Origin of the sequence: Brevibacterium sp. ZH18 (genome assembly GCF_022748595.1) — a bacterium.
Lineage (GTDB): Bacteria > Actinomycetota > Actinomycetes > Actinomycetales > Brevibacteriaceae > Brevibacterium.
In genome coordinates, this window is record NZ_JALDSX010000029.1 from 18,408 (window position 1) to 41,682 (window position 23,275).

At 65.4% G+C, this 23,275-nt stretch carries 23 protein-coding genes; all 23 read right to left on the reverse strand.

Going from position 1 to position 23,275, the window contains the following annotated elements:
* Positions 1 to 45: 45 nt before the first annotated feature.
* Positions 46 to 1,251 (reverse strand): CoA transferase, encoded by a 1,206-nt coding sequence (locus MPN20_RS11330; protein WP_242782228.1) that lies wholly within the window; start codon positions 1,249 to 1,251, stop codon positions 46 to 48.
* A gap of 2 nt (positions 1,252 to 1,253) precedes the next feature.
* Positions 1,254 to 1,715, reverse strand: a complete 462-nt coding sequence (locus MPN20_RS11335; protein WP_242782230.1) for a PH domain-containing protein — start codon at positions 1,713 to 1,715, stop codon at positions 1,254 to 1,256.
* Entirely contained in the window at positions 1,696 to 2,535 is an 840-nt protein-coding gene (gene hisG / locus MPN20_RS11340; protein ID WP_242782231.1) for an ATP phosphoribosyltransferase, read from the reverse strand. The genes MPN20_RS11335 and hisG overlap by 20 nt, the downstream gene beginning before the upstream one ends.
* A gap of 83 nt (positions 2,536 to 2,618) precedes the next feature.
* A complete protein-coding gene (locus MPN20_RS11345) occupies positions 2,619 to 2,882 on the reverse strand; it encodes a phosphoribosyl-ATP diphosphatase (RefSeq protein ID WP_242782232.1) in 264 nt (87 codons plus the stop codon).
* 69 nt (positions 2,883 to 2,951) lie between these two features.
* The gene (pnuC, locus tag MPN20_RS11350; protein ID WP_242782233.1) at positions 2,952 to 3,617 is read right to left on the reverse strand and encodes a nicotinamide riboside transporter PnuC; all 666 of its coding nucleotides are present in this window, start codon (positions 3,615 to 3,617) and stop codon (positions 2,952 to 2,954) included.
* A 62-nt stretch (positions 3,618 to 3,679) separates the two neighbouring features.
* On the reverse strand, positions 3,680 to 4,342 hold the full coding sequence (gene rpe / locus MPN20_RS11355; protein ID WP_242782234.1) for a ribulose-phosphate 3-epimerase: 663 nt from the start codon (positions 4,340 to 4,342) through the stop codon (positions 3,680 to 3,682).
* Position 4,343: 1 nt separating this feature from the next.
* On the reverse strand, positions 4,344 to 5,807 hold the full coding sequence (locus MPN20_RS11360) for a transcription antitermination factor NusB (protein ID WP_242782235.1): 1,464 nt from the start codon (positions 5,805 to 5,807) through the stop codon (positions 4,344 to 4,346).
* 5 nt (positions 5,808 to 5,812) lie between these two features.
* On the reverse strand, positions 5,813 to 6,772 hold the full coding sequence (locus MPN20_RS11365) for a methionyl-tRNA formyltransferase (RefSeq protein WP_242782236.1): 960 nt from the start codon (positions 6,770 to 6,772) through the stop codon (positions 5,813 to 5,815).
* Between the two features lie 78 nt (positions 6,773 to 6,850).
* On the reverse strand, positions 6,851 to 9,223 hold the full coding sequence (locus MPN20_RS11370; RefSeq protein ID WP_242782237.1) for a primosomal protein N': 2,373 nt from the start codon (positions 9,221 to 9,223) through the stop codon (positions 6,851 to 6,853).
* Positions 9,223 to 10,425 carry a methionine adenosyltransferase gene (metK, locus tag MPN20_RS11375; protein WP_242782238.1) on the reverse strand — a complete coding sequence of 401 codons (1,203 nt, stop codon included), beginning with the start codon at positions 10,423 to 10,425 and terminating at the stop codon, positions 9,223 to 9,225. The genes MPN20_RS11370 and metK overlap by 1 nt, the downstream gene beginning before the upstream one ends.
* On the reverse strand, positions 10,422 to 11,849 hold the full coding sequence (locus MPN20_RS11380) for a bifunctional phosphopantothenoylcysteine decarboxylase/phosphopantothenate synthase (RefSeq protein WP_242782246.1): 1,428 nt from the start codon (positions 11,847 to 11,849) through the stop codon (positions 10,422 to 10,424). Before MPN20_RS11380 ends, metK begins: the two co-directional genes overlap by 4 nt.
* Positions 11,846 to 12,181, reverse strand: coding sequence for a DNA-directed RNA polymerase subunit omega (gene rpoZ / locus MPN20_RS11385; protein WP_242782248.1), 336 nt, complete (start codon positions 12,179 to 12,181; stop codon positions 11,846 to 11,848). Before rpoZ ends, MPN20_RS11380 begins: the two co-directional genes overlap by 4 nt.
* A gap of 12 nt (positions 12,182 to 12,193) precedes the next feature.
* Positions 12,194 to 12,757, reverse strand: a complete 564-nt coding sequence (gene gmk, locus MPN20_RS11390; RefSeq protein WP_242782250.1) for a guanylate kinase — start codon at positions 12,755 to 12,757, stop codon at positions 12,194 to 12,196.
* A gap of 19 nt (positions 12,758 to 12,776) precedes the next feature.
* Entirely contained in the window at positions 12,777 to 13,088 is a 312-nt protein-coding gene (gene mihF, locus MPN20_RS11395) for an integration host factor, actinobacterial type (RefSeq protein WP_242782252.1), read from the reverse strand.
* Positions 13,089 to 13,238: 150 nt separating this feature from the next.
* Positions 13,239 to 14,096 carry an orotidine-5'-phosphate decarboxylase gene (gene pyrF, locus MPN20_RS11400; RefSeq protein ID WP_242782254.1) on the reverse strand — a complete coding sequence of 286 codons (858 nt, stop codon included), beginning with the start codon at positions 14,094 to 14,096 and terminating at the stop codon, positions 13,239 to 13,241.
* Positions 14,096 to 17,371: a carbamoyl-phosphate synthase large subunit gene (gene carB / locus MPN20_RS11405; RefSeq protein WP_242782256.1), complete on the reverse strand. Its 3,276-nt coding sequence runs from the start codon at positions 17,369 to 17,371 to the stop codon at positions 14,096 to 14,098. The genes pyrF and carB overlap by 1 nt, the downstream gene beginning before the upstream one ends.
* 8 nt (positions 17,372 to 17,379) lie before the next feature.
* Positions 17,380 to 18,531: a glutamine-hydrolyzing carbamoyl-phosphate synthase small subunit gene (carA, locus tag MPN20_RS11410; protein WP_242782258.1), complete on the reverse strand. Its 1,152-nt coding sequence runs from the start codon at positions 18,529 to 18,531 to the stop codon at positions 17,380 to 17,382.
* Positions 18,528 to 19,022, reverse strand: coding sequence for a hypothetical protein (locus tag MPN20_RS11415; protein ID WP_242782260.1), 495 nt, complete (start codon positions 19,020 to 19,022; stop codon positions 18,528 to 18,530). Before MPN20_RS11415 ends, carA begins: the two co-directional genes overlap by 4 nt.
* Positions 19,007 to 20,326: a dihydroorotase gene (locus MPN20_RS11420; protein ID WP_242782262.1), complete on the reverse strand. Its 1,320-nt coding sequence runs from the start codon at positions 20,324 to 20,326 to the stop codon at positions 19,007 to 19,009. Before MPN20_RS11420 ends, MPN20_RS11415 begins: the two co-directional genes overlap by 16 nt.
* Positions 20,319 to 21,299, reverse strand: a complete 981-nt coding sequence (locus MPN20_RS11425) for an aspartate carbamoyltransferase catalytic subunit (protein ID WP_242782264.1) — start codon at positions 21,297 to 21,299, stop codon at positions 20,319 to 20,321. Before MPN20_RS11425 ends, MPN20_RS11420 begins: the two co-directional genes overlap by 8 nt.
* Entirely contained in the window at positions 21,296 to 21,847 is a 552-nt protein-coding gene (gene pyrR, locus MPN20_RS11430) for a bifunctional pyr operon transcriptional regulator/uracil phosphoribosyltransferase PyrR (protein WP_242782266.1), read from the reverse strand. The genes MPN20_RS11425 and pyrR overlap by 4 nt, the downstream gene beginning before the upstream one ends.
* Positions 21,848 to 22,103: 256 nt before the next feature.
* A complete protein-coding gene (gene nusB, locus MPN20_RS11435) occupies positions 22,104 to 22,511 on the reverse strand; it encodes a transcription antitermination factor NusB (RefSeq protein ID WP_242782268.1) in 408 nt (135 codons plus the stop codon).
* Positions 22,512 to 23,072, reverse strand: a complete 561-nt coding sequence (efp, locus tag MPN20_RS11440; RefSeq protein WP_242782270.1) for an elongation factor P — start codon at positions 23,070 to 23,072, stop codon at positions 22,512 to 22,514.
* Positions 23,073 to 23,275 lie beyond the last annotated feature (203 nt).

Sequence of the window (23,275 nt, forward strand, 5' to 3'; positions counted from 1 at the left end):
ATCGGACCGGCATCACTGCCGAGAACATGCTGCGAGGACGAAGGTCTAGTTCGACGAATCCAGCCAGGCCACGATGGATTCGGCGTCCTCGTCGAGCAGCGGCGGAGCATCATGCGTCTTCTTCGTGGTCTCGACCTCGGACTCACCGAAGGCGTCGAAGAAGCGCAGCGGCGGTCCGGGCAGGTCGATGTCACCGAGGACCGGGTGGTCGACGGAGACCTTGAGCCCCTGGCTCAGCGCCTGATCCCAGGAGTAGACCTCTTCGAGGGTCCGGACGGTGCCGGCGGGGATGCCCGCGGCCGAGAGCTTGGCCAGGAGTTCGTCCGATTCGAACTCCGCGAACCGGGATTCGATGAGCTCGATGACGGCGCCGCGGTTGCCCACGCGCACAGCATTGTCTTCCATGCCCTCGGTGGCCGGGTCGATGTCGAAGGCGGCGCAGAACTTCTGCCACAGGTTCTCGTTGCCCACCGAGATCTGCACGGCGCCCTCTTTGCATTTGAACAGGCCATAGGGCGAGAGCGAGGGGTGGTGGTTGCCGCCCGGCTGCGGGTTCTGACCGGCGACCGTGGCGCGGGTGCCCTGGAAGGCGTGGACGCCGACCATGCCGGCGATGAGGGAGGTCCGCACAACCTTGCCCTTGCCCGTGCGTTCGCGTTCGAGGAGAGCTGCGAGCACACCGTAGGAACCGTAGATGCCGGCGAGGAGGTCGGCAATCGGAACCCCCACGCGCTGCATGTCGTCAGGACCCGAACCGGTCAGCGACATCAGACCGGCTTCGCCCTGTGCGATCTGGTCGTATCCGGCGCGGGAAGCCTCCGGGCCGTCGTGGCCGAAGCCGGTGATGGAGAGGATGATGAGGCGCGGATTGATCTCCATGCACACGGCAGTCGAGAATCCGAGTCGATCGAGGACACCGGAGCGGAAGTTCTCGATGAGCACGTCGGCGCGGGAGATGAGCTCACGCAGGGTGGACTTGCCGGTTTCGGACTTGAGGTCGAGGGCGATGGACTCCTTGTTGCGGTTGCAGGAGAAGAAGTACGTGGCCTGCGGGTTGTCTTCGGGTCCGACGAAGGGAGGGCCCCAGGAGCGCGAGTCATCGCCCTTGCCCGGATTCTCAACCTTGATCACTCGAGCACCGAGGTCGCCGAACATCATTCCGGCGTGGGGGCCTGCCAGCGCGCGTGAGAGATCGATGACCGTGTATCCGGTCAGTGGGCCTTGGTCACCTGCGGGTGAGTCGTTCGACATTCCTAGTCCTCCTTGAAGTGGGTCCATCTAGCGATGAGCATACGCAATCGTCGGCACTCCTCGTGCGCGCGGGGTCCGTCCGCGTGCTGGATTGCCATCACCGAGTACGTGGTTCCGTCTGCGAGGTCGAGGATCGGCCACGGATCGTCGCCTTCAGGCGAGAACGTGACGCCGAGGATCTGCCCCCAGGCGAAGGTGCGTGTGCGGATCATGTTCTTCACGGCCAGTCCCGATTCGCTGGGACGGGCCTGGATGTCCGCGACGCGCAGCAATGCGGCCGCGAAGATGATGCCCAGGACGTTCATCCAGACGGAATCGAGCGTGGTCCAGGGCTTCCAGTCGACCACGATGAGCGCCACGGACAGCACCGCGAATCCGATGAAGACCGCAATGGCGCCGACGATGCTGATGACCCGCACCTGGCGGGGCCGGAAGATCCGGAACTCAGATTCGGCAGGCGCCAATGTTCGTCACCAGAATCGCGCGGGCACCGACTGCGTAGAGCCGGTCCATGACGTTGTTGACCTCTTTGGATTCGACCATGACCCGGGCTGCGACCCAGCCGGTCTCCTGCAGAGGGGAGATCGTCGGGGATTCGAGTCCGGGGGTGAGGCCGAGTGCCTCGGGCAGCAGGCGCTCTTCAATGTTGTAGTCGACGAGGACGTACTGGCGGGCGACCATGACTGATTCGAGTCGGCGCCTGAGCACCTCGACCGTCTCGGCTGCGCCCTCGCGCTGGACGAGGACCGCTTCGGATTCGAGCAGCGGTTCACCGAAGGTTTCGAGTCCCGCGGCACGCAGGGTGCTGCCGGTCTCGACGACGTCGGCGATCGCATCGGCCACGCCGAGCTGGATCGAAACTTCGATCGCACCGTCGAGCTGCACGGTCTTCGCGTCGATGCCGCGGGCTTCGAGGTCTGCTTCCACGAGGTTCGGGAAGCTCGTGGCGATCCGCGTCCCGGCCAGTTCGGCTGCCGAGGAGTAGGTTCCGGCGACCCCGGCGTAGAAGAAGCGGGAGGCACCGAATCCGAGGCCGATGACCTCTTGGGCCTCGGCCTTCGACTCGAGCAGAAGGTCACGACCGGTGATGCCGGCGTCGAGGATTCCCGATCCGACGTAGATCGCGATGTCCCGGGGGCGGAGGTAGAAGAATTCGACCCCGTTGACCTCATCCTGATGGACGAGAGTCTTGCTGCCCCGGCGAGTGGAATATCCGGCCTCGCTGAGCATATCGGAGGCGGCTTCGGACAGGGCGCCCTTGTTCGGCACGGCTACACGCAGCATGGTGTCCTTCGGTGTTTCATCGTCGTCAGCAGTTGTGAGGATGCCCGTTCGGCGACCACGGTCGTCGGTGAACGGACGAAAGGCTAGAGGTGGGTGTTGACGTCGTCGAGGCTGAGGCCCTTGGCGACCATGAGCACTTGCAGATGGTAGAGCAGTTGGGAGATCTCCTCGGCGAGCTCGTCCTTGGTCTCGTATTCGGCGGCCATCCAGACTTCGGCGGCCTCTTCGACGACTTTCTTTCCGATCGCATGGACTCCGGCGTCGAGTTCCGCGACGGTCTTCGAGCCGTCGGGGCGTTCGAGGGATTTCTGCAGGAGTTCGGCGTAGAGCGAGTCAAAGGTCTTCACGCATCCAGCGTAGTACATCGACCCGGGAGTGATTGCTTCGGGTCTCACTCGGCGGACGTGCTCCTGGTCTCAGTCCTCGGGGCCGCGGTTGACATCCGTGGCACCGAGGTGGGGCGCGGAGATCGTCTGCTTCGACCGCTTCGACCAGTCGAGGAAGCCGACGATGACCATGACGAGGAAGAAGAGGTACACGGCGCCGGAGAACACGAGCCCACCGGCCACAGCCAAAGGGATGCCGACGAGGTCGACGGCCAGCCACACGAACCAGAATTCGACGATGGCCCGACCCTGGGCGTACATGGCCACGAGCGAGCCGATGAAGATGTACGCGTCCGGGTAGGGATTCCATGACCAGCCGCCGGAGGCGAGGATGAACCCGAAGACACCGGTCCCGACGAGCAGGACGCCGAGCAGAATCAGGCGCTCCTTCCACGTGGCCCAGCGGATGATGACCTCACCGGAGGCTTCCCGCGACTTCTTCCACTGCGTCCAGCCCCAGACTGCGGCGACGATGATGACGACCTGGCGCGAGGCGTTGCCGCCCAACCCGGCCGAGATGCTGGCGCAGAAGAGCAGGATGGAGCCGATGATCTGGACCGGCCAGGACAGGATGTTGCGGCGCAGCGCCAGGACCACGGTGGCCAGGGCGCAGATGTTGCCGAACAGGTCCGAGTACGGCACGGGCTTGCCCAGCAGTTCGAATGCCGGGGTGTTCAGCCAGTTGAGCAGTTCCATATCGGCTCTCTTCGATCGGCGCTGCTCGGTTCAGGACCGGAGCAGCACGCGTGGTCTACGGGTCAGTGCGAGTGGTTCGCGGCGAGTTCGCGCAGTTCGGCGATCGCCTGCGCGGCGTCGTCGGCCCCGTAGACGGCAGAGCCTGCCACGAGCGAGTTCGCGCCGGCGTCGACGACGCGTTCGATCGTCGAGGCTGAGACTCCCCCATCGACCTGCAGTTTGATCTCGAGGCCTGCAGCCGAGATCGCCTCACGAGTCCGGCGGATCTTCGGCAGGCACACGTCGAGGAACTTCTGTCCGCCGAACCCGGGTTCGACGGTCATGATGAGGATCTGGTCGAACTCACCGAGCAGGTCGATGAACGGTTCGATCGGGGTGGCCGGTTTGAGCGCGAGGCTCGCCTTGGCACCCAGCTTCCGGATCTCCCGGGCCAGGCGTACGGGAGCTGCGGTCGCCTCGGCGTGGAAGGTCACCGAGGCGCAGCCGAGTTCTGCGTAGACCGGAGCGTTGCGGTCAGCCTCGGCGATCATCAGGTGGGCGTCGAGCGGGATCGGACTGATCGCCTGGATCCGTTCGACCACGGGCGGGCCGAACGTGAGGTTCGGGACGAAGTGATTGTCCATCACGTCGATGTGCGCCATGTCGGCGGTGCTGATTTTGGCCAGTTCACCACGCAGGTCCGAGAAATCGGAGCTGAGGATGCTGGGGTTGATCTCAATTGCCATGTCAGTTCGCCTTCCGCAGGAGAGCCAGGAACATTCCGTCGGTGTTGTGCACGTGGGGCCACAGCTGAGCGTACCGTCCGCCTCCTCTGCTCACCGAGGCGAAGCCGTCGGCGGCGGATCCGGTGACCTCGGCGAGGACGGCTGGGGTGTCGAGGACCTCGACGTCGGTGCCCCGCAGGACGTCGTCGACGACGAGCACCGTCTCCGCATAGTGCGGCGAGCAGGTGGAGTAGGCGGCGACCCCGCCGGGAGCGCATGCGTCCAGGGCCGCGGTGAGCAGCTCCCGCTGGAGGGCGGCCAGGGCGTTGATGTCCTCCGGGCGGCGGCGGTAGCGGGCTTCGGGACGGCGGCGCAGGGCACCGAGGCCGGAGCAGGGCACGTCGACGAGGACCTTTGCGTAGGGGCCGGTGGCATCGCGGGCGTCTTGGACTCGGGTGGTGACGTTGTCGAGTGCCTGGGTCGAGTTCCGCACGAGTTCGACCCTATGTTCACTCGAGTCGAACGCGTCGAGCTGGATACCGGTCTGCTTCGCAACGGCGGCCAGGACCGCTGCCTTGCCTCCGGGTCCCGCACACAGGTCGGCCCAGGTCCCGGCCGGCGCCTCGGCGTGGGCCAGAGCGAGGGCCACAAGCGCAGAGCCTTCGTCCTGGACTCGGGCGCGACCGGCGGCAACGGCGTCGACGTTCTTGGGCACAGCGGTGTCCAGGGTGACGCCGATGGGTGAGAGTTCTGTCGGCTGGCCTGGCAGCTCGTCGCGGTCGATGAGTCCGGGCAGAGCGGAGACGCTGACCTTCGCGGCGGCGTTGTCTGCCTCGAGGAGGGCGACGAGTTCGTCTGCTGAGCGGCCGTGGCCCCTGAGCGCCTGGGTCAGGGCGCGCACGATCCATTCGGGGTGGGAGTACTCGATGGACTGGCTGCCCACAGGGGTGGCCCCAGCGGTGACCCGGCGCAGCCATTCGGCGCGGTCGATCTCCGAGATCCGGCGCAGGACGGCGTTGACGAAGCCTGCGGTCTTCGGCGCATAGGACTTGACGACGGCGACGGTTTCGGAGAGTGCCGCGTGATCGGGAACGCGCATCGACAGGATCTGGTGGGCGCCGAGGCGCATCCCGGCAAGCGGCTCGGGATCGATGCTGTCGATGGGACGATTGGCAGCCTTGGCGATGATCGCGTCGTAGAACTCCTGTTGGCGCAGAGAACCGTAGGTGAGTTCGGTCGTGAACGCGGCATCCTGAGATTCCATGTGCGTGCGGGCCAGCTTGGCCGGAAGCAGGAGGTTGGCGTAGGAGTCCTTCGTCTCGACGTCGACGAGGACCTCCCAGGCGATGCGGCGGGGAAGGTTCTTCGCCTGCGGTGCCGGCCTTCCCTTCGCCTGCGGTGCTGGTCGTCCTGACGATGGTCCTCCCGATGTCGGCTTCCGGCCATCCCTCGGATTCTTCCGTGGCATCCGATTGTCATCTCGCATCGGTCTCATGCTCCTTGCTCGGGGTCGGCATCCGGCCTGCTGGTGGTGGTGATCGGGTCGAAGCGCACATCGCCGTGTCCGCGCAGGAAGTCGACAGCGGCCATGCGGGCCTTGCCGAAGGGCTGGATCGTGTCGACGGTGACCCAGGCGTCGGCGCAGCCGAGGACAGCGGTCTTGTTCCATGTGGTCAGGAGCCCCGGCTCACTTGCGCCGATGTCCGCCGAGGCGAGGGCGAGCCCGAAGATCTTCGTCCGCTTCCCGTCGACCTCGGCCCAAGGCCCGGGTGCCGGGCTGACTCCGCGGGAACGATCGATGACCGCTGCGGCGGTTGTGCTGAAGTCGAGGTGGGCGTCGTCAACGGTGATCTTGTCCGCGTGGCTGGGCTGGCCGGTCTGCAGGCTCAGCACGGCGGTCCCGGCCTCAAGGTCGTCGAAAGCCGCCACGAGTTCGGGGGCGCCCTTGACCGCGTAGTCCGCGAGTGCGGCAGCGACGTCGGGATGGTCGAGGGGCAGTTCGAGGCGGCGCAGGAGTGGGCCCGAGTCCATGCCCTCGTCGATCTTGAACACGCTCACTCCGCTGCAGGTCTCGCCTGCGATGAGTGCCCGCTGGACGGGGGCTGCCCCACGGTGGGCAGGAAGGAGCGAGAAGTGGAGGTTGAACCAGCCCAGACGGGCACTGGCCAGAGCGGCTGGTCCGGCAATCGCACCATAGGCCACGACGGCGACAGCGTCGACGTCGAGTGCACGCAGCTGGGTGATGACGTCTCCGCGCAGTCGGCTGGCTTCGATGACCTCGAGGCCCAGTTCGAGCGCTCGGGCTTTGACGGGTGAGGGCGTGAGGATGCGTTTGCGTCCCACGGGCGCGTCCGGTCGGGTGAGGACGGCGCGGATGCGGTGTCCTGATTCGACGAAGGCGTCGAGGGCTGGCACTGCGACATCCGGGGTTCCGGCAAAGACGATATCCACTTGAGGAATTCTACTTGTTCGTTCGAGGGTCGGGGCGACCGGGGATCGCAGAGGCACAGCGACCCGGGCAGGCTGCTCTCACAGTGACCGGGGATCGTCGATGCGGATGCGAACCTGCGGAAGCTTCTTTGCCGACCGGGAGGCTGTGATGTGCGCCAGCGTCTCTCCCACGCTCTCTCCCGCTGCGATCGGATAGGCGGCGACTGCTCTCTGCTCGTCGCCGTCCTCGTCGCGGATGAGCTCGCTCAGTTCGGGCACGGCCGAGGCCACGGCATCGATGTCCGTGCCGGCTCCGCTGAGTTCGACGATGCGTCGATACGGCGGGAACCCGAGTTCCCTGCGATCGGTGAGCTGACGCGACATCGTCGTGACCGGATCGAAGGTCGTCACCGCTGCTCGGATCGTCTCATCCGAATCGCCGAGGTAGACCGCTCCCCCGCTCTCGCGTGAACGGACGAGGACGGCAGCATTCAGGCGCCGGCTGATGCCTTCGTCGATCGAGCGCATCCAGGGCCCGGGCCACAGAGAGTCCAGCAGCACGGCGCAGGCATAACCGCCGAGAGCGTAGGGTTCGGCGCCGGTCGTGGCGACGACGATGCGGGGAGTCTCGTCGACGACGACGGGAATGTCGTCACCGCCTGATTCGAGGATCTCGATGCCGGGCAGCGCCTTGCGCAGCTCTTCGACGGTCCGACCGCGGCCGCGCACGATGGAGCGGACCTGGTTCGATCGGCAGCGCCCGCAGGAGAAGGCGTCGCTGTGGTAGCCGCACGACCGGCAGGCGAAGGGACCGACCTCCGACTGAGTGGTCAGTGTGGCTGAGCACTGTGGACAGCGGGCGACCTCCTGGCACCGGGCGCAGGCGAAGACCGGGTAGTAGCCGGCACGAGGGACCTGGACGAGGACAGGTCCTGCCTCGTTGGTGTCCTTGGGTCCGGGGCGCAGTGCACTGCGCATGAGCTGCCAGGCCCGTGAGGGAATGCGCTGCCAGGCGAAGGGGTCACGCTCTTCGTCGGGGACGAACACCACGGGAGCACCACCTCGGCGAGCGGGGCCGGTGGGTGTGCCGTCACGCAGCCAGCCGATCTCGACGAGCCTCTGGACCTCCGCGCTGCGGTCGGTGGAGACGAACAGCAGTCCCGTCGATTCGATAGTCGAGCGGAGCAGGCACACCTCGCGGGCATGCGGATAGGGGGCATGCTGGTCGAGATAGTTCGAGTCCGAATCATCGAAGCAGATGATGAGTCCGAGGTCCTCCATCGGCGCGAATGCAGCCGCCCGGGTACCGACCATCAGGCGAGTGTGTCCGAGCAGACCCCGCAGCCACGCAGTCCATCGCTGCTCGGGCGACTGATCAGCGCTGAGCACCTCGTAGGCAGTGATCGGATCGTTGCCGGCTGTGCCAGATGCGCCGGATGTGCCTGATGCGTCAGGTGTGTCGGAAGTGCCAGTTGTGTCGGATGTGTCGGAAGTGCCGGCTGTGCCTGAAGTGCCGGAAGTGCCAGTTGCGCCGGATGCGCCAGCGATGACGGCGTCGAGGGCGGCCGACAAGACCGCAAGTTCACGGTGATCGGGCACCAGCCACAGCACCGATTGACCTGTCTGCAGGGTTGCCCGGGCCGCCTCGATGCCGGCGACGATCCAGCTCAGACCCGGTGTCGAACCGGGCACGCAGGTCAGAGCCAGACGCGGATGCTCGGCAGCGGGGAAGGAATCGTCGCTGCCTGCCGGGGCTGCTCCCGCAACCCATTCGCCGAGGCGGTTGAGCGTGCCGGTGGTCCGCTCGGAGTCGGCGCCCGACGGTGCGACAGTCGCAGATGTCCTGACAGCCTCAGGTGTCCTGAGAACCGCTGGTGTCCTGACAACCTCAGGCGCCTCCACAGCATCCGGATCTGTGACAGCGGGTGCCTTCGCTCCGGGTGATGCGATCTCTGCCTTGGGCACAGCCTTCTCCGCCGTGGCCGTGGCCGTGGCCGTAAGCACAGTCTTGTCTGCTTTGGGCACAGTCTCGTCCGCTTTGGGCACAGTCTTGTCCGCTTTGAACACAGCCTTCTCGGCGCGGGCATGCCGAGGTGGGATCGCCAACCGGAGGACGTCGGAGACCGTCCCCGCATAGCGGGTCGCCGTGGCTTCGCAGAGTCGCAGGAGCGTCGGGGTGAGGACGACGAGCGGGCTGGTGATGCGTTCGATCGCGGCCAGAGGGCCGAGATGTTCGGACTTCTCCACCCGTTCGAGGATGAAGCCGTCGCGCAGGCGGCCCGCGAACTTCACGCGGACACGGACACCCGGCTTGGCAGCCTCGGCGAACTTCTCCGGCACCGCGTAGTCGAAGACCCGAGCCAAATGCGGCACCGGATGATCGATGAGCACGTGTGCCACAGGATCATCCGGTGCCAGTGGCACCTGCCCGATGGCAGAGGTGCCGGTGTCGATCGGAAGGGGTTCGTCCATCAAGCCGCGGAGACAGCTCGCAGCAGATCGTCGGCGCGGTCGGTGACCTCCCACGTGAATCCGGGAAGCTCACGACCGAAGTGACCGTAGGTCGATGTCTGCGAGTAGATCGGGCGGAGGAGGTCGAGGTCCTGGATGATCATGGCCGGGCGCAGGTCAAAGACCTCACGGATGGCCCGCGAGATCGCATTCGGGTCGACCTTCTCGGTGCCGAACGTCTCGACGTAGAGGCCCATCGGGTCGACGCGTCCGATCGCATAGGACACCTGCACCTCGGCGCGGTCGGCCAGGCCGGCGGCGACGACGTTCTTCGCCACCCAGCGCATCGCGTACGCCGCTGAGCGGTCGACTTTCGAAGGGTCCTTGCCGGAGAACGCGCCTCCGCCGTGGCGGGAGAATCCACCGTAGGTGTCGACGATGATCTTGCGGCCGGTCAGTCCGGCGTCGCCCATCGGCCCGCCCGTGACGAACGGTCCGGCGGGGTTGATGTGGATGTTCGCGTCGCCGGTCTCGAGGTCCAAGCCCTCGAGGATCGGGTCGATGACGAAGTCCTTGATCTCGGCGTGCAGCTGGCTCTGATCGACCTCGGCCGCATGCTGAGTCGAGACGACGACGTTCTCGATCGAGACCGCCTCATCACCGTCGTACCCGATCGTCAGCTGAGTCTTGCCGTCGGGCCGTAGGTAGTCGAGAGCACCGGTCTTGCGGACTTCGGAGAGCTTCTCCGCCATCCGCGAGGCGAGATGGATGGGCAGGGGCATGAGGACGTCGGTGGCGTTGTCCGCGTACCCGAACATCAGGCCCTGGTCACCAGCGCCGAGGCTCGACCCATGGTCGGACTCGATTGCCTCGCGGAAGTCGAGGGGGTTCGTCACACCCGAATGGATGTCGGTGGACTGACTGCCAATCGAGACGGACACACCGCAGGAATTCCCGTCGAAGCCGGTGTCCGAGGAGTCGTAGCCGATACCGGTGATGAGCTTGCGCACGATGCCGGCGACGTCGGAGTAGGCGGCGGTGTTGACCTCGCCTGCCACATGGACGAGGCCGGTGGTCACCATCGTCTCGACGGCGACTTTGGCACTCGGATCCTGGCGCAGCAGGTCATCGAGAACCGCATCGCTGATCTGGTCGCAGATCTTGTCGGGGTGGCCCTCGGTGACGGACTCGGAAGAGAAGAAGCGAAGATTTGAATTACTCACGGCGTCGATTCTACGCACTGAAGTCGGGTCCCGATGGCCTCGATGACCTTCTGCGAAACATGGTCCTTGGTCCCCTGGATCTCGGGTCCGACGACGACCTCATCCGCGTCCGCGCTGCGGACCGCGTCTCCAGTCGTGGCGGCCGCTGAACTGCTCTGAGCAGGAACGGCGGAGCCGTCGGAGGCCGAGAGGACCTGAACCACTGTGTCATCGTGGCCGAAGGCACGATCATCGGAGACGTCATTGAAGATGAGCAGGTCGACGTCTTTGCGCAGCAGCTTCGCCTTCGCGTAGTCGAGAGCAGTGTGAGTGATGTCTCCGGTCTCAGCAGCGAAGCCGACGATGAGCTGCCCGGCACGCCGAGAGCCGACGAGCCCGACGAGGACATCAGGATTCTGCACGAGGGTCAGGGTCACCCCGTCTCCCCCGGACTTCTTCATCTTCGAATCGTTGCGATCGGCTGGACGGAAGTCGGCGACGGCCGCGGCCATGATGATGACGTCGGCATGCGACTGCGCTTCCTGCATCGCCGATTGAAGTTCGAGAGTCGACTCGACCTCAGTGATGCGGACACCGTCGGGCACACTCGCCAGCAGACCGGAGTCCACGTTGGCAGCGACGAGGTGGACGTCAGCGCCGACGGCGGCTGCCGCTCGGGCAAGGGCGATGCCCTGCTTGCCAGACGACCGGTTGCCGAGGAAGCGCACGGGGTCGAGTGCCTCGCGGGTTCCGCCGGCGCTGATGACGACCCGGCGACCGGCAAGAGGCAGCGAAGACGAACGTGAGCCGGCGACCGCCTCGGCGGATGAATGATCTGCAGACGAATGGGCTGCGGATGGATGATCTGCTGACGAATGGGCAGCGGACGAATGATCTGCTGAACGATGAGCTGCAGCCGAATGACCCGCAGCGGCCAGCGCGAAGTCGACGATCTGCTCGGGTTCGGGCAGCCGGCCAGGCCCGGAGTCGGGGCCTGTCAGACGTCCGACGGCGGGTTCGAGGACGTGGATGCCACGACGGCGCAGGGTGTCGATGTTCGCGACGGTGGCCGGGTTGTGCCACATCTCGGTATGCATCGCCGGGGCAACGACGACCGGAGCCGTCGTCGTCAGGATCGTGGCGGTGAGCAGATCATCGGCGATCCCGGCGGCGATCTTAGCCAGAACATTGGCTGTGGCCGGGGCGATGACGACGAGTTCGGCCTCCTGGCCGATGCGCACGTGATTGACCGATTCGACGTCGTCGAAGACGTCAGTGGTCACGCTCTGGGAGGACAGTGCCTCGAAGGTGGCGGCGCCCACGAAGTTCAGGGCGCTCGCGGTGGGCACAACTTTGACGCTGTGCCCGAGTTCCCGGAGCCGCCGAATGACGTGAGCCGCCTTATAGGCGGCAATTCCACCGGCGACGCCGAGTACGGTTCTCACTGGTCGGTGAAGTCGATCGCGCCGTCGTTGCTGGCAACAGGCTGCGCAGTCTCTGCGGTCTGCTCCGGAGCGAAATCGGCTTCGGTGACCTCGCGGGCCACGATCTTGTCTTCGTTGATCTCACGCAGAGCGATCGACAGGGGCTTCTCATGGGTTCCCGGGGTCACGAGCGGACCGACGTTCTCGAGCAGACCCTCTTGGAGCTGTGCGTAGTAGGAGTTGATCTGGCGTGCTCGCTGAGCCGCGATGGCGACGAGTTCGTACTTCGAACTGGTAACGGCGAGCAGATCATCAATCGGAGGATTGGTGATGCCTTCAGGTTGTGCAGGCAAGGAGTGTCCAATCTAATCGGGAATGGATATACCCATCAATGATATGAGTTCTTCGGCCGCAGTGCGAACGTGGTCATTGACGATCGTCACGTCGAACTCCGATTCGGCCGCCAATTCCTGTTTCGCGGTCGCCAGGCGACGTTCCTGTTCGGCCGCGGATTCGGTACCGCGACCGGTCAGCCGGGAGACGAGCTCCTCCCAGCTGGGCGGGGCCAGGAAGACGAACTGGGCGTCGGGCATCTTGGCCTTGACCTGGCGTGCTCCCTGCAGATCGATCTCCAGCAGGGAGGGAACGCCCTCGTCCAGTTTCGCTCTGACCTGTGCGCTCGGGGTGCCGTATCGGTGTCGTCCGTGCACGACTGCGTACTCGAGAAGCTCATCACGGGCGATGAGAGAATCGAACTCGTCGTCGCTGATGAAGTGATAATGAACACCATCGACTTCGCCGGGTCGCCGCGGCCGCGTGGTCGCGGAGACCGAGAACCAGACTTCGGGATGATGATCTCTGATGTACGAGCTGATGGTGCCTTTTCCGACCGCGGTGGGTCCCGCGAGGACGGTCAATCGATTATTCACAGATCTATTGTTCACACACTCAGGAGTATTTCTCCAATAGGGCGGTCTTCTGGTGCACGCCCAGCCCCTTGATACGTCTCGACGCAGCGATTCCGACGTCCTCCATGGCTGCCTCCGCACGGCGGTCGCCGACGCCGGGCAGAGACCGGAGCAGATCGAGAACTCGCATCTTCGCGAGTGCTTCGTCTCCATCGGCCTTCTTCAGGACGGCGGCCAGATCGGTTTGACCATTCTTCAGCGCAGTTTTGACTTCAGCTCGCGCCTGACGGGCTTTGAAAGCTTTGTCAAGAGCGGCTGAACGCTGTTGCGGGGTCAAAGGTTCGAGTGCCACATTATCTCCTCTGTCACCATAAACGGGCAGGTAGGGAAGTTGCTTCAGTCTAAAACAAAAACCCTCGTGAGAGGCATAAAGCTGGAAAGAAAACTCAGCGGCGGCCGAAACCGGTCAGTTTCAGCCGCCGCTGCCGTGCAGGAGACGAGTTCAGCGCAGCTGCGTCAGTGAGGTGTTCAAGGCGGCCGCGGCTGTGCGCAGACCCTGCGGTCCGGCACCCAGCACTGCGCGCGAAGTGGTGGCAAGGATCTGATTCGCAGCGATCGCGGGCTCGCCGAAGACCTCGACGAGTTCCCTGATTCCCGCTCCCTGCGCTCCCACGCCAGGAGCCAGGATCGGCCCCCCGCACTCTGACGGGTCGAACCCGAGGTCGCGGGCGGCCGAACCGATCGTGGCGCCCACGACCAGCCCGAAGCGGCCTGCGGGCTCCCCTGCGTTGCGGGCGGCCACGTGCGAGACGATCGAACCGGCCACCGAGTCGCCGAATCCGTCAGCGCTGCCGCCATCCGCGGTGCGACGTGCGTGCTGGATCTCCGCGCCTTCGGGGTTCGATGTCAGAGCGAGGACGAAGACACCGCGATCGTGTTCCTCCGCGAGGTCGAACGCAGGGTCGAGCGCACCGACGCCGAGGTACGGCGAGACTGTGATCGAGTCAGCGGCCAGCGCCGAAACGGGGTCCAGGTACGCTCGGGCGTAGGCTCCCATCGTCGAGCCGATGTCCCCGCGTTTGATGTCGAGGACGCTGATGAGATCCTTCTCACGGCAGGCCGCCAAGGTCTCTTCGAGGACTGCGACTCCGGCTGAGCCGTACTGCTCGAAGAACGCGGACTGCGGTTTGACCGCAGCTACTCCTCCGGCGAGCTCGGACACCGTGCGCAGTGCGAACTCCCGCACACCGGCAGCCGTTCGCGGCAGCCCCCACGCCTCGAGGAGGTGGTCGTGGGGGTCGATGCCCACGCACAGCGGTCCGTGCTCGGCCATGGCCTCCTGCAGCCGGGTGCCGAACATCAGGCGCTCCAGTCCTGCAGGCTGCGGACCTTGAACTTCTTGTCGCGGACGACTTCGAGTGAGGTCACAGCAGCAGCGAACTCGGCGAGGGTGGTGATGAGCGGCACCGAGTTGGCCGTCGCCGACGCGCGGATCTCGTACCCGTCGGCTCGCTCCTGCCGACCGGAGGGAACGTTGATGACCATGTCGATGGTTCCCGCGTTGAGGTAGTCGAGGATCGTGCGGTCCTCGGCATCGGCCTCGAAGTGCTTGTGCACCTGGGTGGTCTTGATGCCGTAGCGCGAGAGCACGGCTGCCGTGCCCGTCGTCGCGACGACGTCGAATCCCATGTCGACGAGTTCCTTGACCGGCAGGACCATGGCACGTTTGTCCCGGTCTGCCACGGAGACGAACACGGTTCCGGAGGTCGGCAGCTTGATCGATGCTCCCAGCAGACCCTTCGCAAAGGCTGTCGGGAAGTCGTGGTCGATGCCCATGACCTCACCGGTCGAGCGCATCTCCGGTCCGAGCACCGAGTCGACGACCTTGCCTTCGACGGTCCGGAACCGACGGAACGGCAGGACCGCTTCCTTGACTGCGATCGGATGATCCAGGGGGAGTCTCGAACCGTCGCCGGTCTCCGGGAGCATGTCACCGCGCATATCGGCGATGGTGCGGCCGACCGCGATGAGGGCGGCGGCCTTCGCCAACTGTGTGGATGTGGCCTTCGAGACGAAGGGCACGGTCCTCGAGGCTCGCGGATTGGCCTCGATGACGTGGAGCACGTCAGCGGTGATGGCGAACTGGATGTTGAGCAGCCCACGCACGTTCGTGCCCTCGGCGATCGCCGCCGTGGCATGGCGGACGCGCTCGAGTACATCTTCGCCCAGAGTCAGCGAGGGCAGCACGCAGGCCGAGTCGCCCGAGTGGATGCCTGCCTCCTCGATGTGCTCCATGATGCCGCCGATGAAGATGTCGGTGCCGTCGTAGAGGGCGTCGACGTCGATCTCGATGGCGTCCTCGAGGAATCGGTCGACGAGGACGGGGCGGTCGACGGAGATCTCCGTGGCCGTGGCCATGTAGTCGACGAGCTGAGTGCGATCGTAGACGATCTGCATGCCGCGGCCGCCGAGGACATACGAGGGACGCACGAGGACCGGGTAGCCGATCTCCTCGGCGATCTTCTCGGCTTCGGAGTAGGTCACTGCTGTGCCGTGCTTCGGGGCGGTCAGTCCGGCGCGGTCGAGGACGGCGCCGAATTCGCCGCGGTCCTCGGCCAGGTCTATGGCCTCGGGCTGGGTGCCGAGGACCGGCACACCGGCGGATTTGAGCTTGTCCGCCAGACCCAGCGGGGTCTGTCCGCCCAAGGTGCAGACGACGCCGAGCACGGGACCGGCGGCAACCTCGGCGTGGTAGACCTCCATCACGTCTTCGAAGGTCAGGGGCTCGAAGTAGAGACGATCAGCAGTGTCGTAGTCGGTGGACACGGTCTCCGGGTTGCAGTTGACCATGATGGTCTCGTAGCCGGCCTCGGAGATCGCCATCGTCGCGTGCACGCACGAGTAGTCGAACTCGATGCCCTGTCCGATCCGGTTCGGGCCGGAACCGAGGATGATCACGGCGGGCTTCTCGCGCGGCGCGACCTCGGTCTCCTCGTCGTAGCTCGAGTAGTGGTACGGGGTGTGGGCGGCGAATTCGCCTGCACAGGTGTCGACGGTCTTGAACACCGGGCGGATGCGCAGTGCATGCCTGACTCCGGTGACCACTCCCGTGTCGAGGCTGCGCAGGTGGGCGATCTGCTCGTCGGAGAACCCGTGATTCTTCGCGATCCTGAACACGTCGGCATCGAGTTCGTCGGCGCTGCGGATGTGTTCGGCGACTTCGTTGATCAGCTGGATCTGGTCGAGGTACCAGGGGTCGATCTCGCACGCGTCGAAGATCTCTTCGGCGCTGAGGCCCGCCGCCAACCCGCGCTGGACGGAGTGGATGCGATCAGCCGTGGCATGGCCGATGGCCTCGAGGACGGATTCCCGGACGTCCTCGTCGTCGATGTTCGGCAGGTCGTCCCAGCCGAACGACGCCCCCTTCTGCTCCAGCGACCGCATGGCCTTCTGGAGAGCGGTGGTGAAGTTGCGGCCCAGGGCCATGACCTCGCCCACGGACTTCATGGTCGTTGTCAGGGTCGGGTCCGCTGCCGGGAACTTCTCGAATGTGAAGCGCGGGATCTTGACGACGACGTAGTCCAGCGTCGGCTCGAAGCTGGCCGGTGTGACCTTGGTGATGTCGTTGGGGATCTCGTCGAGGGAGTAGCCCACAGCAAGTTTGGCGGCCATCTTGGCGATCGGGAAGCCCGTGGCCTTCGATGCCAGTGCAGATGACCGGGAGACTCGCGGGTTCATCTCGATGACGATGATGCGGCCCGTCTTCGGGTCGACGGCGTACTGGATGTTGCAGCCGCCGGTGGCGACTCCGACGGCCCGGATGACATCGATGCCGATGTCGCGCATCTTCTGGTATTCGCGGTCTGTCAGGGTCAGTGAGGGAGCCACCGTGATCGAGTCGCCGGTGTGCACGCCGACCGGGTCGACGTTCTCGATCGAGCAGATGACGGCCACGTTGTCCTTGTGGTCGCGCATGAGCTCGAGTTCGTATTCCTTCCAGCCGAGGATCGACTCCTCGAGGAGGACCTCATGGGTGATGGAGTCGCCGAGTCCTGCGCCGGCGATGCGGCGGAGATCATTCTCGTCGTAAGCCATGCCTGAGCCGAGCCCGCCCATGGTGAACGAGGGCCGCACGACTACGGGATAGTTGAGCTCCTCGGCACCGGCCAGTGCCTCCTCGATGGTGTGGCAGATGACGGACTTCGCCGACTCGGCGCCACACTCCTCGACGATGGTCTTGAACTTCTGCCGATCCTCGCCGCGCTGGATCGCTTCGACGTCGGCGCCGATGAGCTCGACACCGTACTTCTCGAGCGTGCCGGCGTCGTGGAGGGCGATCGCCGCGTTGAGCGCGGTCTGTCCGCCCAATGTCGGCAGGATCGCGTCCGGGCGCTCCTTCTCGATGATCGATTCGATGATGTCGGGATCGATCGGTTCGACATAGGTTGCATCAGCGACGTCGGGATCGGTCATGATCGTCGCCGGGTTGGAGTTGATGAGGATGACGCGCAGGCCCTCTTCGCGTAGCACGCGGCAGGCCTGGGTGCCCGAGTAGTCGAATTCGCAGGCCTGTCCGATGACGATGGGGCCCGAGCCGATGACCAGGACGGATGAGAGGTCTTGTCTGAGTGGCATGGTTCTCCTTAGGCCTGGGCGACCTGGGACGCGGACATGAGGTCGAGGAAGCGGTCGAACAGGTAGCTCGAGTCGTGCGGACCTGCCGCGGCTTCGGGGTGGAATTGGACGGAGAACGCCGGAATGTCGAGGCACTGCAGTCCCTCGACGACGTCGTCGTTGAGGCACACGTGGGAGACCGTGACACGACCGAAATCACCATCGTGGGGAGCTGGGACATCCCTGTCGAGTGGTGCATCGACGGCGAATCCGTGGTTCTGGGACGTGATCTCGACCTTGTCGGTCGTGCGATCCATGACGGGCACGTTGATGCCGCGGTGGCCGAAGGGCAGTTTGTACGTGCCGAAGCCCAACGCCCGTCCGAGCAGCTGGTTGCCGAAGCAGATGCCGAAGAACGGGATCTTGGCTCGGAGCACTTCACGCAGGAGTTCGACTTGGTCGTCGGCCGTCGCCGGGTCGCCCGGGCCGTTGGAGAAGAACACGCCGTCGACGTTCAGAGCCTGGATCTCCTCGAACGTGATCGTGGCGGGCAGAACGTGGACGTCGACGCCGCGTTCGCTCAGGCGCTGGGGAGTCATCGACTTGATGCCGAGATCGACGGCCGCGACGCTGAACTTCCTCTCGCCCTGCGCCGGGACGAGCCTCGCCGAGGTGGTCGAAACCTCTTCGGCCAGCTGGGCGCCTGACATCTGGGGCGAAGCCTGAACCTTCGCCAGCAGATCTGCTTCGCTGACCTCGGCGGCGGGGCCGGAGAAGATGCCCATGCGCATCGCGCCCGCCTCGCGCAGGTGCAGGGTCAGGGCGCGGGTGTCGACGTCGCTGATGCCCACGACACCCGATTCCTCGAGTCGGGTGGCGAGGTCGCCCTGGGAGCGCCAGTTCGACGACACACGGGAAGCGTCGCGGATGACGTAGCCGGCGACCCAGATCTGCGCGGACTCGTCATCGGCGTCGTTGACGCCGGTGTTGCCGATGTGCGGTGCGGTCTGGATGACGATCTGGCGGTGGTAGGACGGATCGGTCAGCGTCTCCTGGTAGCCGGACATCGCTGTGACGAAGACCGCCTCGCCCAAGGTCTCGCCGATGGCGCCGTAGGCGGAGCCGCGGAAGGTACGGCCGTCTTCGAGGACGAGGACGGCAGCGGTGGTGTTCAGTATCATTGTGCCTCTTCGATCATTTCGCGGATGCGGTCGACAGTGGGTGTGGTGCTCGCGGCGTATCGGGCGCGGAAACCGGTGTCGACGAGGGACTCCCCCAGCCGCCAGGTGATGCGCACGATTCCACCGCGTTCGACGAATTTGCCGATCATGCCGGCAGTGGTGTCCACGGAGACGATGTCGCGCCTGGGGATGAGGAAATCCTCACGCCCGGCCAGGTCCATGATGACCCCGCCGTCGGTGACGACGAGCTCGCCCGTGGTGCGGATGCCGAGACCGTGGACGGCGACCCGTTCGAGCGGATGGCCGGCCCGAGTCGTCGATACGTACGAGCCCTCGACGGGGTCCGCCACCGCAGTGATGCCCATGTGCGGCTTCACGGGTGCCGCGACATCGTCCTGGCTGCGTTTGCGACGGGTCCAGCCCCAGGTGATCGCGAGGATCAGCAGGACGAAGACGACTGCGATGATGATGACGCTCACTGGTCGGTCCATGACGCTCCTGCCGGGTGGGGTGTGCTGAGTTCGCCGCCGGCAAGTACCCGGTGGCCGTAGAAGAACGTGTCGGTGATCGTCGTCTTCACTTCGAGGCCGGCGAAGGGATTGTTGCGTCCCTTCGTGGCATGGTCGTCCGGCACGATCGAGTGCGCGGAGTTCGGATCGATGAGCACGATGTTCGCGCTGGCACCGACCTCGAGGCTGCCGTGTCCCGAGGCTCCGGTGATCCGGGCCGGGGACGACGACATGACGCGTGCCAGGTCGCCGAAGTCGAAGTCGTAGTCGCGCATGGCTTCGACGACGATGGGCAGTGCGGTCTCCATTCCGACCATGCCCATGGCCGCGGCCGTCCATTCGCTGCACTTGTGCTCCGCGGTGTGGGGCGCGTGGTCGGTGCCGACGACGTCGATCGTGCCGTCTGCCAGTGCTTCACGCAGGGCCGAGATGTCGGCATCGGTGCGCAGCGGCGGGTTGACCTTGTAGACCGGGTCGAAGGTGCGCACGAGTTCGTCGGTGAGCATGAGGTGGTGCGGGGTGACTTCGGCGGTGACGTTGATGCCGCGGGACTTCGCCCAGCGGATGAGGTCGACGCTGCCTGCCGTCGAGACGTGGCAGACGTGGAGTCGAGAGCCGACGTGTTCGGCCAGCAGCACGTCGCGGGCGATGATCGACTCCTCGGCGACCGCGGGCCAGCCGGGCAGTCCGAGCTCGGCCGAGACGACGCCCTCGTTCATCTGCGCGCCTTCGGTCAGGCGCGGCTCCTGTGCGTGCTGGGCGATGACACCGTCGAAGGTTTTGACGTATTCGAGGGCGCGGCGCATGAGCAGCGGGTCGGAGACGCAGATCCCGTCATCGGAGAACATGCGCACACGAGCCGCGGAGCGGGCCATAGCACCGAGTTCGGCGAGCTGCTCCCCGGCAAGTCCGATGGTCACAGCGCCGATGGGGACGACCTCGGTGAATCCCGCGGTGCGGCCCAGCCGGTGCACCTGTTCGACGACACCGGCGGTGTCGGCGACAGGGGCGGTGTTCGCCATTGCGTGGACGCAGGTGAATCCGCCGGCGGCTGCCGAGCGCGAACCGGTCAGAATCGTCTCTGCATCCTCCTTGCCGGGTTCGCGCAGGTGGGTGTGCATGTCGACGAGCCCGGGCAGGGCGACGAGGCCGCCGGCGTCGATGACTTCGACATCCGAGCTGGTCGGATCGAGCAGCTCGGGGTCGACGATGGTCGAGTTGCGGATGGCGATGTCGGCCGCTCCTCGGCCCAGGACATCGGCTCCGCGGATCAGATAATCAGTCATTGGTCTCCTCCCGACCGGTCAGCAGGCGGTAGAGGACCGCCATGCGCACGCTCACTCCGTTCTCGACCTGGTCGAGGACCAGGGCTCGCGGTGAGTCCGCGGCGGCCGCGGAGATCTCGAAGCCGCGGTTCATCGGTCCCGGGTGCATGATGAAAGTCTCTTCGGGCAGTCCGGCCAGACGGGCTGCCGAGAGTCCCCACAGTCGCGCGTATTCGCGTTCGTTGGGGAAGAACGACTCGTGCATGCGCTCGTGCTGGACCCGCAGCATCATGACTGCTGCGAAGTCTTCGCTGCGCAGAGCTTCGTCGAGGTCGTAGTGCAGGGTCACCGGCCAGGTCTCAACACCCCATGGCAGGAGCGTCGGAGGTGCGACGAGGTGGACCTCGGCGGCGAGGCGGGAGAGCAGGTGGACGTTCGACCGGGCCACCCGCGAGTGCAGGATGTCACCGACGATCGCGACCTTGGCACCGTCGAGCCCGCGTCCGCGTGGTCCGTCCTTGACCGCCCCCGAGGCGGGGAATCCGCCCAGCGCACGGCGCAGAGTGAACGCATCCAGCAGGGCCTGGGTCGGGTGTTCGTGGGTTCCGTCGCCGGCGTTGACGACAGGAACGTCGATCCAACCGGTGTGGGCGAGGCGGTGCGGTGTGCCTGCGCCGGAGTGCCGGACGACGAGCGCATCGGCTCCCATTGCGGAGATCGTCTGGATGGTGTCCTGGAGGCTTTCGCCCTTAGACACCGATGATCCCTTCGCGGAGAAGTTGAGGACGTCGGCCGAGAGCCGCTTGGCCGCGGCTTCGAAAGACAGCCGGGTGCGCGTCGAATCCTCGAAGAAGAGGTTGACGACCGTGCGACCGCGCAGGACCGGCAGCTTCTTGACTTCGCGTTCGGAGACCTGGGTCATCTCTTCGGCGATGTCGAGGATCGAGATCGCCTCATCGCGGGAGAGCGAGACGGTGTCGAGGAGGTGCTTCATTCGCGGCCTCCCGAGATGGTGACTGCGTCCTCGCCGTCGATCTCGGCCAGGGACACGTTGACGCGTTCGCTGCTCGAGGTGGGGAGGTTCTTGCCGACGTGGTCGGCGCGGATCGGAAGGTCGCGGTGCCCACGGTCGACGAGGACGGCGAGACGGACCTTCGCGGGACGGCCCAGATCGGAGAGCGCGTCGAGCGCGGCTCTGATCGTGCGGCCGGAGAAGAGGACGTCGTCGACGAGGACGACGGTTTTGGAGTCGATCCCCGCTGCGGGGATTGTCGTGGGCTCGGGGGCCCGGTAGGCCCCGCCGCGCAGATCGTCGCGGTACATCGTGATATCGAGGCTGCCGACGAGGTCGGCGGCCGAACCTTCACGGCCTGAGATCGACGCGATCTGTTCGGCCAGTCTGGTGGCCAGTGGCACTCCGCGGCGCGGAATGCCCAAGAGCACGAGGTCATCGGCGCCCTTGTTGGATTCGATGATCTCGTGTGCGATTCGAGTCATCGCACGTTTCATATCTGGGGCATCGAGCACTGTTCGCTGTGTCATGCTTCCCCTTCTCCGCCTCTCCGGACGGTGGTTAAAGGAGTGGTTCGATTCGATTGTAGACCTCGCTCGCCCGGCCTCGATGTGCAGGTCCGCACTCCGGACCACTCAGCTCCTGCAGCTGACCTGCCGAAGCGTTGGCCCCGGACAAGAAATGCCGGCTCCGGACGGAGATGCTGTCCCAGGCCGGACATGCTGGCCTTGTCAGGCAGCGTCCCGTGCCGAGGTCGGCCGAGCCCGCAATGGGCTGGGCCGGACCTCAGATCAAGGTCGGCTTGACGTCGAGGATGCGCGAGAGCATCCCCGAGACGAAGCCGGGTGAGTCATCAGTGGAGAACTGCTTCGCCAGGGACACGGCCTCGTCGATCGCGGCCTTGTCCGGCACGTCGTCGTTGAAGAGGATCTCCCAGGTGCCGATCTCGAGCAGTGCGAGGTCGACTGCCGGCATCCGCTCGATCGTCCACCCCTGAGCGTAGGTGGAGATGACTTCGTCGATCTCGTCCCGTCGGCTCATGATTCCCTCGACGATCTCGACCGCGTATTCCTTCATCGGGTATTCGGGGTCGTTGGACCGCATGGTCACGACCTGGTCGAGTTCGAGGCCGCGCTGTCCTGCTTCGAACAGAAGTTCCAGGGCCCTGCGGCGGGCCCGCGTGCGTGCTGACACTTACTTGACGCGACCCAGGTAGTCGCCGGTGCGGGTGTCGACCTTGACCTTCGTGCCCTCTTCGAGGAACAGCGGGACGGCGATCTCATGGCCGGTCTCCAGCGTGGCCGGCTTCGATCCGCCGGTGGAGCGGTCGCCCTGCAGGCCCGGTTCGGTGTGGGTGATCGTGAGCTCGACCGAGGCAGGCAGCTCCACGGACAGCGGGGTGCCGTCGTGGAAGGAGATCTGCAGGTCCTGGTTCTCGAGCATGTAGTTCGCAGCGTCGCCGACGAGGCTGGGCGGGATGTTGACCTGGTCGTAGTCCTTGGCGTCCATGAAGACGTAGTCCGTGCCGTCGTTGTAGAGGTACTGCATGTCACGACGGTCGACGTTGGCGGTCTCAACCTTGGTGCCGGCGTTGAACGTCTTATCGATGATCTTGCCGGAGATGACATTCTTCATCTTGGTGCGGACGAAGGCCGGGCCCTTGCCTGGCTTGACGTGCTGGAATTCGAGCACCTGCCACAGCTGGTTGTCGATGTTGAGCACAAGGCCGTTCTTCAGGTCGTTGGTTGTCGCCACTAATTCGTCCTTCTTCGCTTCAGTCTTGGCCACCGCATGTCGCTGTCGTGGTCCGGCAGTTTCGCCAATCAGCAATTCTAGCAAGCCCGCGCATGTGCTGCCATCCGGCGACGAGACTCATAGATAGTCCCCGCGTAGCCAAGGGTCGTGCCTCACATAAATTTCCCCGCCAGGCTCTTCACCCGGGGACATAGACACGACGA